Source organism: Streptococcus pseudoporcinus LQ 940-04, from assembly GCF_000188035.1.
Taxonomy (GTDB): Bacteria; Bacillota; Bacilli; order Lactobacillales; family Streptococcaceae; genus Streptococcus; species Streptococcus pseudoporcinus.
The window spans coordinates 1,440,561-1,455,993 of sequence record NZ_AEUY02000005.1 but is presented as its reverse complement, the minus strand read 5'-3'; the positions used below and the strand labels follow the sequence as shown (position 1 = coordinate 1,455,993).

Below are 15,433 nucleotides of genomic sequence, written 5' to 3'. Positions count from 1 at the left end.
ATTTTATTGAGCTTTACTTGTTTGATTTATTAATTTTTTTATTTTTGGACTTAAAGTAAAAGAGGCTAAAGAAAACTGCAAAAACATACCAAAGATTTGACTGCTTCTCACCTGTTTCAGGGAGAGTCTTCTCTGCTACAGCTGACTGACTTGTTCCTACCAGACTTCCTATATTCTGACTGGCTTTTCCTGGTTTATAGCTATTAACGAGACCTCTTGAATAGGTCTGTACATTTTGATTATTTCTTTCAAATGAAAACTGTACATTTACAGGCAAAGTGTTTGAAGCTTTTTGCTGTGACTGGGCTGAGTTTTCCCAATTCAACGTAAATTGTCCTATTGCCTGTCCTTTTTGTAATTGAATAAGTGCCTGTCCTTTTGTTGGTATCCGTGGATCAATTGACAGACTTAGAACTTGAATACTGTAGTCTGGTAATTTTGCAGCCAAGGCATATATTAAGTCTTCAGCATTCGTGATTCCCCTACCACTAAAGTTAGTTAATTGGACTGGCTTTACCAAATCCTCTTTTTTGATAGGAGTTTTCTGATTTTCTAGCAGTAAGCCTTCTTTTTTCTCTTTTATTTTTAATAGATGCTCGTCTAAGCCGTCATTTAAAGTTTTAGGATCAATCTTAACTTTAAACAAATAGGAAGTATTATTATTAACATAGTCAGAAATAACTACTTTAACATAATCCCCATCTTCAACAACTTTCTCGTAAGCCCATTCAGATTCATTCTGGTGGAAATAATCATCGTATTCCCCATCCTTAATACGGCTATCAACCATATCACCGTTAACAAATAATTTCCAACCGTCTTGGGCATCCTTAATTTTTCCAGCTAAACGCAAGACATTATTTGGGATAGTGATTTCTCCTAATAACTGATCTTCTCTATCTTCTGCATCTAATCCTTCCTTATGGAAATAATGAATATTTGTATTGTGGAAAGTCAATTCTGGAGTATGTGTATCAAGTTTGATGGCATAGCCTTTATTAGAAATAAGTTCATTATTATAATAAGCTTTGACATTTAAGGTGTTTGAACCTTGAAAAATAGGAACCTTTATTTCCTTAAAATGACTATCTTTATAATCTGATTCCTGGTAGTCATACCTTTCTTGCCAGCTCGGAGCAAAAAGACTCTTTTTCTGCTTAGCATTATATAAGGCATTCGTATTAGTTAGAAAAAGGTGCTGTCCTTTTTGCAAATGAATATAATATGTTCTAAAGGCATTTCCATTCTCATCAAAGTCAATATCAACGTCATTAGAAGCTGTAGCTTCTGTATAAGCTGATGTTAGCTTTCCATCGTGAAAATCAGTTCCGTGAGTGAACTCTTTTGGATTACTGTCATTTGTTTCCCACTCCTGACTATCATCTTCCCATTCAGTATCACTATCTGGTTCAATGTCATGTCCCGGTTGAGGGATAAGTTTTTTCTTAGGTTTAAGAACACTTGTCTCAGCAAGTAACGATTTTTTAGTAAGTCTTTTTGACTCTTTCTCTTTGAGGTTGCCTTTTAGAAGTTCCTGTAAGTCGTATTCAACTCTATTTTCACCAAAGTCTTCAACAATTAGGCTATGGCCTGAATAAGCATCACCACTGTTTTTAGGCACATGATAATAACCATCAGAATCCACTTTAAGTTCTTTAATTACTTTATCTTCTGTTACGATAGTAACGTTTTTTAGATGCTTATCTGTAATCGCAAGAAGAACTTCCTTATCGGTATTACGAACAAGACTAACCTTTGGTTTAGTGTTATCAACAGTGAAAGGAATATAGGTCTCTTGCCACGGTCTCGTTTCATCTAATCGTGCCTTAATTCTGATAAAGTATGACCCTTCATTGATAGGTTGGTCATCATTCGTTTTGGCATTATAAAGGCTCCCGTCCCATTCAAGATCGGGATCGTAATCTCCGAACATTGGTTGATAGCGGTCTGGATATTCTTGATAGGCACTTTCCATAAATTTAGGATAATAGTGACCTACTTTCAGAACTTTCAATGTTTTTGCAAGTTTAGGATCAGCTGAATCCGTTATTTCGACCTGAAAATCCTTAGCATGTCTCATAAAGATTAGGCGAAGCTTCATTAGCGCATGACTATCAATACCGCCAAGGGATTGCATCACATAATGACGTGGATCTGCCTCTAGGTTGTTATGATCTTCTTTCCATTTTTGATAGTCAACACCCCAAGGAACATAATCGAAAATTTCAAGGCCTATAGGATAAGCTTTAACGATACCAGTCATTTTCGTTTTGCTACCATCTTGCCATGCAACTGGGTCAACAATTTTTTCCCTATTCCAATCTCCATGGAAGCCTAAAAAAGGAATACTCAAGTCAGCTTGCTCTTTATTAAGTGACTTAAAGTGAATGAAACCTTCTATAAATTCATCCATTTTTGCTTTTCCGACCTTCAAGGTCATAGGAATAGTCATCTGGCTATTTGGTGCAATTCTCACATACCTAGGAGCAAGAAGACTAGCTTCTTCAATTTGGCGAGAATGGATTGTTTTGATAGCTAATGTTTTTTCAAGATTTTGTCTCTTATTCTCATAAGTCACTTTTCCTAAGATTGGACTTGCTTCAAGTTTAAAGAATTGTTCTTTATCAGATAGATTATGCAACACAAGAGAAAATGTTTTTTCCTTGTCTGTGAAGTCCTTAAGACTAATCGCTCCTTTTAAGTTCTCATCTGATAGAAATACCTTAGTCTTCAATGCTTTTAAGAGGTTGACTGCTCCTGCCCCTTGACGCCTTGGAGAGTATGGTAAAAGAGGTTTACCATTTGGTACTGTATGATCAATCAAAACATCAGCAGTATTTTGTAGCAATAGTTTATTGAGCTGAATGAGCGAGATTTTAGTGAAATTTTTGTTCCACTCTGCTTGAAATTGTTTTATGATAGGCAATAGCATAGCACTAGCACCTGCAACATGAGGGGCAGCCATTGAGGTCCCACTATCGTTATAATAACTATTCTCATTACCTGATGAATAAACATTTTCACCGGGAGCAACTAAGTCCGGCTTTAATTCAAGGTCAGGCCTTGGCCCCCAGGTACTGAATCCTGAAATCCCTTTATGCTCAAAGACCTTAGTCAGCTTAGGATCTCGCTCTATGATGAAACGTGAAGACTTCTGAGACTGTTTTTTGAGATAATCGCGGAGCTTCTCCCCATCATTTGCTGAGATACTGATTGCCCATGTCGCTTGGAATAAACCTTTTGAGTCACCGAGTAGGGTACTTCGTATTTCAGGTAAGGTTTTATAATTACCGTATGTAGTGGTAGTTGCAGCATTAACTAAGATAATCCCTTTAGGTTTTTCCTCCATAATTGTTGCAAGTTGCTGGTAAATCTGCTCATTTTTTCGATTAACCAAGACAATTTTGCCACCAATGGTCGTCCCTTCTTTTTTCTGATCCAAGTCAATAATATCAGTATCAAAGCTAATCTGAGCTTGTTCTTTTTGCTTAAATAAGAAATAGTTATGCCAATTGACGTTCTCGTAAGCTAAATCTAAATCTCCTACCTTTAAATGAGGTAAGTGCATGTGAGTATCATAGTAAGCACCGACCCCTAAAACAGAGTCATTTGATGATACAGATAAAAGGGTAGAACTATCTTGAAGTGAGAATTTCTCATCAACTAGGGTATCATAGGAATTTGTCATTGAAGAGGTTCCGTAGTTCCCCATGGCCGCAGCGATAATAATATCTTCTTTTTTTGCTCTTTCTAAAACCTTAGCCCAAATATCATCATTTCGACCTGTTCCTACCTCGCCTATACTCAAACTGATGATGTCTGCTTTTCGGTTCATAGCATCTTCCATTGCAAAGAATTGACTGGAACCTTGGTACCCTTCACTGTTATCTTTACTCCAAGTTCGATAGGCTAAAAGTTGGGCATTTTTAGCCATCCCTTTGAAACCATTTTTAGTGTTCCCGACCAAAACACCTGCAATATGCATACCATGTTCTGTCTGATCATCTTTGATACTAGTATCACCACTAATAGTATCAAAAACATAAGGAACTTTTCTTGTTGCTCCAGAAGCAACCGTCTTTTCTTTTAAATGATGATCACTAATGTCATGATCCAGGTTTAAAGTCTCATGAGTAAGATCAACCCCAGAATCAATTGAAGCAATTAACACACCCCTACCATCTAATTTTTTGTGCTCTTCACTCGTTTCTCCTTGCTTGTGAATAGCATGAGCTTGGTCAATTAATGGCACATTTGAAGGTGTCTCCAAATAGCTATTTTCAGTCTCTATGCTGCTTGTTTCACTTATTTCTTTATGCTTTAGTTCAACTGCGTCAGCATTAATCTCCTCAAGGCTACTAATGCTACCAGTTTGTCTATTACTCGCTGAAGCATTACTTTCACCTCCATAGCTATCTGCTAGAATCGTTGAAGAATTTGTTGTCAAACCAGCAAACAGTAAAAGAATACTAGAATTTAGTAGAATTCTAGTTTGTCTTGCATAAATAGATTTTTTTGTCACCTTAACCCCCTTGTTTTCTAAAATCACTTATTAAACTTTCATCAACTTCAGTTAACTTTAATATTAAATTAAGTATACTTAATTTAATTATACATTTTATCATTTTATTTTCAAGTTAATTTTAAAGGAAAGATATAAAAAATAGGAACAAAAGGATGTGGACATCAATAGTCCTTGTCCTAAGGAGACCTATACAAAAAAACTAGTGCTTAAAGAAGTTTCTTCAAACACTAGTCTATTTAGGAGGAAATATCAAGTAAAGCCAGAAGAGACTTAATCAACAGCTGCTTGGCGAACACTTTTCGCGACTACTTCTGCCACACCTTCCTGAAAGGCATCAGGGATAATATGGGTTGGTGATAGCTCTTCATCTGGTATCAAACTTGCTATCCCTTTTGCTGCTGCTATTTGCATATCAACAGTGATTGTTTTAGCACGCGCATCTAGAGCTCCACGGAATATCCCTGGGAAGGCTAAAACATTATTAATTTGGTTTGGAAAATCGCTTCTTCCAGTTCCAACAATATAGGCTCCAGCAGCAAGGGCTTGATCGGGATAAATTTCAGGAACTGGATTAGCCATAGCAAAGATAACAGGTTTTTCAGCCATCTTAGTAATCCATTCTGCTTTTAAGACACCTGGAGCTGAAACGCCAACAAATATATCTGCCCCTTCTAGAGCATCTTCTAAGCTACCTGACTGAAAGGCTCGATTAGTAAGTTTGGCAATTTCTAAATGATGTGGCGCTAGTTTGTCACCATCCTTTTCATTGATGATTCCAAATTTATCAACAATAGTGACCTGTTTGGCTCCAGCGGCTAATAGTTTTCGGGTAATAGACAGACCTGCCGACCCTCCACCATTGACAACGACTTTGACATCTTCAAGAGTTTTGCCAATTAATTTAAGGGCATTGAAGATGGCCGCCAATACTACTATTGCAGTACCGTGCTGATCATCATGGAATACAGGGATATCACATTCTTCAATAAGACGTTGTTCAATTTCAAAGCACCTTGGAGCCGAAATATCCTCAAGATTGATGCCTCCAAAGGTTGGAGAAAGAGCTTTTACAATGTTAATAATCTCTTCGGTATCATTTGTATCAAGTACAATTGGCACAGCGTCTACGCCAGCAAATGCTTTAAAAAGTGCCGCTTTGCCTTCCATAACGGGCATAGCTGCTAATGCTCCAATATCTCCTAAACCCAGCACTGCTGAACCGTCGCTAACTACTGCAACCGTATTTTTTTTACTTGTTAATTCGTAACCTAGCTCTTTATCATTAGCTATTGCTGTCGAAACGCTTGCAACTCCGGGTGTATATGCAATACTCAAATCACGCTTATTTTCAATAGCCACTTTGGGAATAACTTCGAGTTTACCACCAAATTTTTTTGCTTGCTCTAGGGCTAATTGTCCAAAATCCTTTGTCATTTTCTACCTCTTTTCTATTTGATTATTATTCTTAAGATTGCTGTCATTGTAATAACAGTAATGGCACCACCTAAACGTGTTGCAACTTGTGCGAATGGCATTAAGTTCATTCTGTCAGCAGTGCTTAAGATAGCCACATCTCCTGTTCCTCCCATACCACTTTGACAAGCTGAAATAATACCTGCCTCGACAGGATTCATATTCAAAAAACGAGAAACAAAGAAACCTACAGCAATGACAGTGAAAACAACACTGATAACGATAACAAAATACTGCCAACTTAGCGTTGCTACGACATCCTTAAGTGGAATATAGAGAAGTCCAAGCCCTGCCATCAAAGGGAAAGTAAAGTTACTAGAAATAAACTTGTACAGTTGTTTTGCGCCATTTTGTGTTTCTTGTGGAATAACATTTATATATTTCAAGAAGGCTGCCAGTAAAATCATTAATACTGGACCTGGAAAACCTGTTAAATATTGTAATAACCCACCAGCTATGAAAAGGGAACAAGCTGTTAGAACACCCCCACCCATCAGTTTAACATCTAGAGCACCAGAATGATCTTTGAGAGCATCAGCCATATCTTCACCATGACCAATCTTTACTAATTGACCTTTTCCGGAATACTGAGGATGTTTTTCGCCAAAACGAGATAGTAGGGCCGTACACATAATGGCAAAAAAGTTACCAATGATGGTTGCAGGTATGAGTTGAGCTACTAATTGTTCACTGCCTACGCCTGTAATGGCACTATAGCCCAATGACAAAGGTAAAATACCTTCACCAATACCGCCTGCCAAGACCGGTGTAACAATATAGAATAAAGCATGCTGCCACTCTAATCCTAAAATAACACCAACTAAGGTTCCCACTGCCATCGCACACACCATTCCAAGAAGCATAGGAATGATCATACGAAAAAGTCCTTGAATTAATATTTTTCGATTCATTCCTAAAATACTACCACAGACAAGGCAAGCAATATAGAAATATAGGAAATTGGCATCTTTCATTAAGACTTTAGTAGCTCCTAAAATATTCGGATTTAAGAGATTAAAAAATACCAATATTGAAGGAATGAGTAAAGATAATATGGCCGGACCACCAAAATTTTTCAGTCCAGGAATATTGGCACCAATAGTTCCTAACAACCACCCCATTGTCAGAATGACTGCAAAACCTCCCAGCATATTAACCGGCAATTGTTGAAGCCAGGCCGTAAAAAGGATTAAAGTTGCAAAAACTAGGTAAACTGGTAATGGAACTGAGCCTATTTTGAAGGCTAACCACTTCTTCTGATTTTGTTCTGATGCTTTACCTATGGCATCACTTTCATGACTTATCCCCATGAAACTACCTCCCTTTATTAGTTAACTTTAGTATAAGAGAGATCAATCTTAAGCGGAAGTTTATTTAAGTTCTTTAACTATCTAAAATAATTCAATTTATTTAATTAATTTAAACTAGGTCGAGAACTTCTCCTGTGATATACTCAAATAATAGGAGGATTTATGAGAAGACATCTATCTTTGTGGGCTAGCTTGTCCTTAGTATTGGTAAGTATGATAATCGTAACAGGTTCAATATTTTATGGAATTACGATTCATGAAACTTACCGCTCTATCAAGCAACAAGAAAGCCATCTTTTGACGGCAACCGGGAAAATGTTATCTGAAAATGATCAAATCATTCAAAGTCTTGAAAATAAGGAAACCAATCAATCACTTATTTCCTATACCAAAGCTATTACTAGTGCTTATGACTTAGACTATGTGGTCGTCATGGACATGCAAGGGATTAGATACACACATCCTAATCTTCATAAAATTGGCAAGCCTTTTCAAGGTGGTGATGAGAAGACTGTTTTGAAAGGTAAGGAAGTCATTTCAACAGCTAAAGGCAGTTTGGGAAAATCACTGAGGTATTTAATTCCTGTTAAAAACAGCAGTGGCAAACAAATAGGAGCCCTTGCCGTTGGAATAAAACTAAGGACTTTAAATGAAGTGGTTACCTTATCCAAGCAAAAATACACCTCGGCAGTTATTCTATCTCTTGTCTTTAGTTTATTAGTAACATCGATTATCTCCATGAGACTAAAAAAACAATTACATAACCTAGAACCTAGCGAGATCTATCAGCTTTTAGAAGAACGCAATGCTATGCTGGATCAAATCGAAAATGCTGTCTTTATTATTAATCGACAACATCATATTGAATTGGTTAACCCTTCAGCCAATCAATTAGTCCAGCAAAAGCTTAATCTAGAGCATCTTAAAGGGCAGAAAATTGAGAGGATTTTCCCAAACTTTCCTAGTCTAGATTTACATCAAGGCCACGAGCAACTTTTAAAATGGCAGGATGAGGATTTTCTTATTACAATTTCACCTATTTCTGTGAAAAAAGATCTCCGAGGTTATCTCCTCCTCCTTCGTAATGCTTCAGATGCTATATATACCATGGATCAGCTGGTTTACACGACAACCTATGCTTCAGCCCTACAGGCACAGACTCATAAGTTTATGAATCAGCTGCATGTGATCTATGGTTTAGTTGATATTTCTTACTTTGATCAGCTCAAAATCTACTTAGATAGTCTACTTGAGCCCGAATCAGAATTTTTCACGCGATTATCTGTTTTAATTAAAGAGCCTTTATTAGCAAGCTTCCTCATTGGGGAGCAAGAAAAGTTTCAAGAACTCAACGTTAATTTGGCATTTGAGGTGACCAGTGATATCCCTAGAAATCAAACCCACAATCAGTTAAACAATGTCTTAATGATTTTTAGATACCTTCATACTCATGTGCTAAAAGCGTTAAAGCCTAAATTTGTCACAATCACTTTAAGTTATCAAGATGACAAACTCTTTAGTTCTTATCAAATTAATGATAAGTTAATAGCTGCACAAGATATCGAAACTATATTACAAACCCACTATTTCAAACAACTACTTCTTAAAACACACTCTAAGTCAACTAAAGAGCTTGTCACCTACCCGCTAGAATTTACAGTAGCCATTCCCTATAATAAAGGAGAGTAACATGAATGTTTTAATTATTGAAGATGATCCCATGGTAGATTTTATTCATCGGAATTATTTGGAAAAAATAAACCAATTTGATAGCATTCTATCTAGTAGCACCATAGAGGACGCTAAAGAAAAATGTCATCACTTCAAGATTGATCTTGTCCTATTAGATATTCATATTAAAGATGGTAATGGCTTACATTTTTTAGAATATCTCAGACAAGAACACCATAATTGTGAAGTCATTATTATCTCAGCTGCCAATGATGGTAAAAACATTAAACTAGGTTTTCATCTGGGAATTGTCGACTACTTAATCAAGCCATTTACCTATGAACGCTTCAAAGAAAGTATTGACTTGTTTTTAGCACAATTCACACGCTTAAACCAATCCACCTTGCAACAAGAGCACATTGACTCTCTTAAGATAAATAATAAAGAAGTGTCCCCACAAAATAGGCAAGCCTTGCTATTAGAAAAAGGGCTTTCACACACTACTATGCAGCTTGTTCTTAATACAATTGATACTTTAGCTGATCACTTTACCATACAAGATATTACCAAGAAATCTCATCTCTCTCATGTCTCCGTCCGCAAATATATTAGTTTTTTAGAAGAAAATAGTTACTTGCTCAGTGACCAGATTTATACAAAAGTGGGGCGACCCTACCGTGTTTACCATAAAAATCCTTCTCCAACTGCTTCTTTTAATCTTAATTGAGGTAAGTTCAGAAACAAGAGACTACTCTGACAGGGAATAATAAATAAGACTATCCGAGTGGATAGTCTTATTTATTATTTACGGTACATTTTAAATTGCAGATAGAGATCATTGTAGACACCTAACCAATAATTTCCTAGGTTGTCATAAACTTCCAATTTCTTAATGGTTTCATTTGTTGGGTAGAAAGCAGGGTCTTCTTTTATCTCTTTTGGTAACATAGCTTTTGCCTTGATATTTGGAGTGGCGTAACCAATATATTCTGCATTTTGAGCAGCGTTTTCAGGCTCATTGATAAAATTTAAAAAGGCATAGGCTTCTTTTTCATGCTTCATTGTTTTGGGTAAGACGAGATTATCAAACCATAAGTTTGACCCTTCTGTAGGAACAACGTAATGTAGATGTTTATTATTAGCAAGCATTTCGCTTGCTTCCCCTGAAAAAGTAACCCCAATCGCGGCATCTCCTTGAATCATATAGCCTTTCATTTCATCGGCCACAATAGCTTTAATATTAGATGTTAAAGTTTGAAGTCGCTTTTCGGCTGCTTTTAGTTGGTCCATATTTTTAGAGTTGACGCTGTTGCCAAATGTAGTCAAACCTACTCCCAGCATCTCTCTTGCACCATCAACCAACATGATTTTATCTTTGTACTCAGGACGCCACAAGTCCTTCCAATGCTTGGGAGCATGTTTTACTTGTTGGTCATTGTAGACAATACCAACTGTTCCCCAGAAATAGGGAATTGAGTAATCATTTTTAGGATCAAAACTTTTACCTAGAAATTCTTTACTGATAGCGTCCATTCCTTTTAGTTTCTTTTTATCCAATTTTACTAAAAGATCTTCTTTAATCATTTTGGCTATGGTGTAATCACTCGGTACAGCAATATCATAGGTTGTCCCACCCTGTTTTATCTTGGTATACATAGCTTCGTTGGAATCAAAGGTTTCGTACTGTACTTGAATGCCAGTTTCCTTAGTGAATTTTTTCAGCAAAGCGGGATCAATATAATCACCCCAATTGTAAATAACTAGTTTATCTGATTGGTTAGCAGACCCTGTCTTTTTCTGAATAGCAAAAGAGAGCCCTGCTAGGACAACAATAATGACCAGTATCCCAGCAATAAAAGAATACAATTTACGCATGCTTGTCCTCCTTATCAAGTGAGATATAATAATAGCCCATTACTAGCAGTATTGAGACAAAAAAGACAAGCGTTGAAAGGGCATTAATATCAAGAGAAATACCTCGGCGAGCACGGGAATAAATCTCTACAGAAAGTGTGGTAAAACCATTCCCTGTTAAAAAGAAAGTAACAGCAAAGTCATCTAATGAATACGTAAATGCCATAAAATACCCTGCAATAATACCTGGTGTAAGGAAGGGCAACATAACCTCTTTCATCATCTGAAATTGACTGGCTCCTAAATCATAGGCAGCATTAATCATATCTTGATTCATTTCTTTTAGCCGGGGTAAAACCATCAGAACAACAATCGGAATTGAAAAGGCGATATGACTTAAGAGGACCGAAAAAGCCCCTAATTGAAACTTCAAGGTTGTAAAAAGGATCAAAAATGATGCACCAATCATGACATCTGGTGAAACCATAAGAACGTTATTGGTAGATAGGAGTGAATTCTGGAATCTCTTTTTAGCATGATGAATAAAGATAGCGCCGAAAGTACCAATAAAGGTTGCAATCAGAGCACTTGAAAAGGCTAAAACAAAAGTCTGCAAGAGAATTGACATCAGTCGACTATCAGCAAAAAGCGTCCGATAATGTTCCAATGTTACCCCAGTAAAACCATTCATATCCCCACCTTTATTAAAAGAATAAAAAATGAGATATAAAATCGGAATGTAGAGAAGAACAAAAGTAAACGTTAAATAAATTGGAACAAATTTTTTCATTGGCTTTTCTCCTTTGTTACCCACATAATGACAAGCATGGTAAAAATGAGAACCACACCAATAGTAGAACCCATTCCCCAATTTTGCGTGGTTAGGAAGTGCTGCTCAATAGCTGTTCCAAGAGTGATAACGCGGTTTCCACCAATAAGGCGTGTTAGCATGAAGAGACTTAAACTTGGGATAAAAACAGACTGTACTCCTGCACGTACGCCACTCATTGACAGAGGAAAGATCACCCGAGAAAAAGTTTGCACTTCATTTGCCCCTAAGTCTCGGCTAGCATTTATAAGATTTTCATCTATATCATCTAAAGCATTAAAAATGGGTAATATCATAAAAGGAAGTTCGATATAGGAAGCGACAAAAATAAATGAAAAGTCTGTAAATAGGATTTGTTTAGGGCCTATTCCAACAAATGTTAGAAAGGCATTAATCCCTCCTTGCTGACCAAAAATCCCCATAAAAGCATAAGCTTTTAACAAAAGGTTAACCCAAGTTGGTAAAATAATTAACATTAACCATAGTTGTCTGTGCTTAAGCTTAGTTAAGCAGTAAGCTGCTGGATAAGATAAGAAAAGAGTGACTATGGTAATAATTCCTGCATAAATAATGGAATTAAAAACCATACGTAGATAAGTCCAAGAACTAAAAAAAATCTGATAGTTCGTAAGAGTGAGATGACCTTGGACATCAAAAAAGGATTTATAAAACAAGAGAGCAACTGGTGCTAGAACAAATAGAAAAATCCAAAGAAAATAGGGAATCGAGTAAAACTTAGAGGTTTTCTTCATTACGTTCCTCCTCGATTGCGTTAATCAGTCCCTCCTCCTGCTCATCAGTATCCACATATTCTTCAATCCGCGCATCAAATTCTTCTTCTGTTTCATTTAGACGCATGATATGAATATCTTCTGGACTAAAGGACAAGCCTATAATTTCACCCTCGATGGCTTTGCGAGTAGAATGAATCATCCACTCATTACCAAGCTCATCATAAGCGATAATTTCGTAATGAACACCGCGGAATAACTGAGTATCAACCTTAACTTGGAGCTTCCCTTCTTCAGGTAGAGTAATCTGTAGGTCTTCTGGACGAATCACTACTTCTACTGGTTCATTTGGACGCATCCCCCCATCAACAGATTCAAAGGTTTTTCCATTGAAGGACACTAAATAGTCCTCAATCATAATACCATTAATGATATTAGATTCACCAATAAAGTTTGCAACAAAATGATTAATCGGTTCATCATAAATATCAACGGGTGTCCCCGATTGAACAATTTCACCATCATTCATAACGAAAATCCAATCACTCATAGCTAAGGCTTCTTCTTGATCATGGGTGACAAATACAAAGGTAATTCCGAGCCTTTGCTGAAGTTCACGTAGCTCATATTGCATTTCTGTGCGCAATTTCAAATCTAAAGCTGAAAGCGGTTCATCAAGTAAGACAACCCGAGGTTGATTAATAATCGCGCGTGCTATCGCAACACGTTGCCTTTGACCACCTGACAATTTTTGGATAGGCCTTTTTTCAAAACCTTCCAATTGAACCATTTTTAAAGCTCCTTGAACCCTTTTTGCTATTTCAGCTTTAGGAACATTTTTTAATTTTAAGGCAAAAGCCACATTATCAAAAACATTCATATGGGGGAAGAGGGCATAATTTTGGAAGACTGTGTGGACATCTCGCTTACTGATAGGCACATCATTAATCCGTTTTCCATCAAGAAAAATATCACCACTGCTTGCATCAATAAGCCCAGCAATAATATTCAGAATAGTCGATTTTCCAGACCCTGATGCACCTAAAAGAGTGTAAAATTTACCTTCTTCAAGTTCAAAATTAATATTTTTTAGTACCTGAGTACCATTGTCTTCAAATGTCTTAGAAACATTTTCAAATGTGATAATTGGCTTAGTCAATTGTCATAAATCCTCCATAAAATATCTGAGCAAATATCAGGTTAGCTCCTCCCCGATAATACGTACTTCCCTTTCTAAGGTAACGCCCGAGTTGGTTTTGACGGTTGCAATAACGTGAGCAATTAACTGCTCATAATCACACGCAGTCCCTTGATCAACGTTAATCATGAAACCTGCATGCTTCTCTGAAACTTCAACACCACCAACTCGGTAACCTTTCAGTCCTGCTTCCATAATCAACTGACCTGCAAAGTGGCCAAGAGGACGTTTAAAGACAGACCCGCATGAAGGGTATTCTAGCGGTTGCTTTAAACGTCTAAGATAATTGAGGCGATCCATTTCTTGGGAAATCTGTTCAAAATTCCCAGGATTTAGGGCAAATTTAGCAGAAATAACAATATCACCGCTTGCTTGGACAGCAGAAATCCGATAGCCAAAAGCCATTTCTCTAGCTGTCACTGTTTTAATCTCACCTTCTGGCGTTAAGACTTTAGCCGACAAAAAGATGTTGGCTATTTCACCACCGTAAGCACCGGCATTCATAAAAATAGCGCCACCAATACTTCCTGGTATACCACAAGCAAACTCAAAACCGGTTAAACTATGATATTTAGCAACCTTAGTCGTCTCTATCAAGTTAGCACCTGCTTCGGCTTCAATGGTATAACCGTCAACCGTTATTAAATTAAGTTTATCAAACATAATAACAAAGCCACGGATACCACCATCCCGGACGATTAGATTACTTGCATTGCCAAGAACCAACCATGGAATTTTATGTTGATTAGCATACTTAACTACCCGGGTTAACTCAATACGATTACGAGGAAACACTAGGTAATCAGCAGGTCCACCAACTTTGGTATAAGTGTATTTTTGTAAAGGTTCATTAATCCGGATATCAATTCCGGCAAGTTCTTCAATCATTATTATCTACTTTCCGAATCATTTCGTGTTACATTAAAAAATCGGCACAGAGCCGATTCCATTATATCAAAATTTGTTAAAAATAACGATAATTAATAAAAGATATTATGAGACTTTGACCACATTTTTGATATCATCCTGTGGTAATTCAGAAAGATAGCCTGATAAAGAACGATTTTCTCCCTGAAGTTTTAAATCAGGATTAATTTCCAAAAGTGGAATAAGCACAAAGGCTCGTTGTGTCATAAAGGGATGAGGAATAGTTAGGTCTTGAGTCTTACATATTACCTGTCCAAAAAGCAGAATATCAATATCTATAGTGCGTGGTCCCCATTTTTCATGTCGAACCCTACCAAGATTCTTTTCAATGATGTGAATGTGATTTAAAAAAGTGATCGGTTCTAATTCAGTCTCAAAACAAGCTGCTAAGTTTAAAAAATTATCTTGGTCCGTTTTCCCCCAAGCTACTGTTTCATAAATAGCAGAGACTTTATCTAAGTGTGTATGCGGTAACTGCTCTAATTGATGAATAGCTTCCTTGAGATAGGACTTGCGGTCTCCCATATTACTACCTAAACTAAGATATATTTTTGTCATCTTCTTCTCTCCAAAATAATACCAACTGAATCATAATGTCCTGCAATAGGTGGATTCTCTTTTCTGATAGAAATAGTAATCCCTTCAATCGTCGGAAATTCTTGAAACAGTTCCTCACAAATTGCGCCACCGAGTCTTTCAATTAAGGCAAAACGTTGACTTTCAACAATGGCTTTAACTCTTTCAAAAACATGTCCATAGTGAACCGTTTCTTCTAAATTGTCAGTTTTTGATGCTGATACCAGATCAACAGCCAGTTCCAAATCAATGACAAAAACCTGCCCTAAAACCTGTTCTTCAGCCAATGCTCCGTGATAACCGTAAAAACGGCAACCATTTAATCTTATTTTATCCATA

Annotated in this window: 12 protein-coding genes; 2 read left to right on the top strand and 10 right to left on the bottom strand. The window is 36.8% G+C overall.

The window, feature by feature from the left end; translation table 11 throughout:
* Positions 1-13: 13 nt before the first annotated feature.
* The 3 genes from STRPS_RS08505 to STRPS_RS08495 form a co-directional block, all read right to left on the bottom strand.
* Positions 14-4,522 carry a S8 family serine peptidase gene (locus STRPS_RS08505; RefSeq protein ID WP_232010999.1) on the bottom strand — a complete coding sequence of 1,503 codons (4,509 nt, stop codon included), beginning with the start codon at positions 4,520-4,522 and terminating at the stop codon, positions 14-16.
* 273 nt (positions 4,523-4,795) lie between these two features.
* The gene (locus tag STRPS_RS08500; protein WP_007891304.1) at positions 4,796-5,959 is read right to left on the bottom strand and encodes an NAD(P)-dependent malic enzyme; all 1,164 of its coding nucleotides are present in this window, start codon (positions 5,957-5,959) and stop codon (positions 4,796-4,798) included.
* Between the two features lie 14 nt (positions 5,960-5,973).
* A complete protein-coding gene (locus tag STRPS_RS08495; RefSeq protein ID WP_007891422.1) occupies positions 5,974-7,308 on the bottom strand; it encodes a 2-hydroxycarboxylate transporter family protein in 1,335 nt (444 codons plus the stop codon).
* A gap of 162 nt (positions 7,309-7,470) precedes the next feature.
* On the opposite strand from STRPS_RS08495, the gene STRPS_RS08490 reads away from it, so the two are divergent.
* Both STRPS_RS08490 and STRPS_RS08485 read left to right on the top strand, forming a co-directional pair.
* Positions 7,471-8,997, top strand: coding sequence for a PAS domain-containing protein (locus STRPS_RS08490; RefSeq protein ID WP_007891200.1), 1,527 nt, complete (start codon positions 7,471-7,473; stop codon positions 8,995-8,997).
* 1 nt (position 8,998) lies between these two features.
* A complete protein-coding gene (locus STRPS_RS08485) occupies positions 8,999-9,706 on the top strand; it encodes a response regulator (protein ID WP_007891236.1) in 708 nt (235 codons plus the stop codon).
* Positions 9,707-9,780: 74 nt separating this feature from the next.
* On the opposite strand, the gene STRPS_RS08480 is transcribed toward STRPS_RS08485, so the two are convergent.
* The 7 genes from STRPS_RS08480 to folB form a co-directional block, all read right to left on the bottom strand.
* Positions 9,781-10,854 carry an ABC transporter substrate-binding protein gene (locus STRPS_RS08480; RefSeq protein WP_007891507.1) on the bottom strand — a complete coding sequence of 358 codons (1,074 nt, stop codon included), beginning with the start codon at positions 10,852-10,854 and terminating at the stop codon, positions 9,781-9,783.
* Entirely contained in the window at positions 10,847-11,623 is a 777-nt protein-coding gene (locus tag STRPS_RS08475; RefSeq protein ID WP_007891448.1) for an ABC transporter permease, read from the bottom strand. Before STRPS_RS08475 ends, STRPS_RS08480 begins: the two co-directional genes overlap by 8 nt.
* Entirely contained in the window at positions 11,620-12,414 is a 795-nt protein-coding gene (locus STRPS_RS08470) for an ABC transporter permease (RefSeq protein ID WP_007891234.1), read from the bottom strand. The genes STRPS_RS08475 and STRPS_RS08470 overlap by 4 nt, the downstream gene beginning before the upstream one ends.
* Complete coding sequence (locus STRPS_RS08465) at positions 12,398-13,552, bottom strand: ABC transporter ATP-binding protein (protein WP_007891171.1); 1,155 nt, start codon at positions 13,550-13,552, stop codon at positions 12,398-12,400. The genes STRPS_RS08470 and STRPS_RS08465 overlap by 17 nt, the downstream gene beginning before the upstream one ends.
* Before the next feature lie 36 nt (positions 13,553-13,588).
* Complete coding sequence (gene murB, locus STRPS_RS08460) at positions 13,589-14,479, bottom strand: UDP-N-acetylmuramate dehydrogenase (RefSeq protein ID WP_007891275.1); 891 nt, start codon at positions 14,477-14,479, stop codon at positions 13,589-13,591.
* A gap of 105 nt (positions 14,480-14,584) precedes the next feature.
* Entirely contained in the window at positions 14,585-15,076 is a 492-nt protein-coding gene (gene folK, locus STRPS_RS08455) for a 2-amino-4-hydroxy-6-hydroxymethyldihydropteridine diphosphokinase (RefSeq protein WP_007891466.1), read from the bottom strand.
* Positions 15,073-15,432: a dihydroneopterin aldolase gene (folB, locus tag STRPS_RS08450; protein WP_007891480.1), complete on the bottom strand. Its 360-nt coding sequence runs from the start codon at positions 15,430-15,432 to the stop codon at positions 15,073-15,075. Before folB ends, folK begins: the two co-directional genes overlap by 4 nt.
* Position 15,433 lies beyond the last annotated feature (1 nt).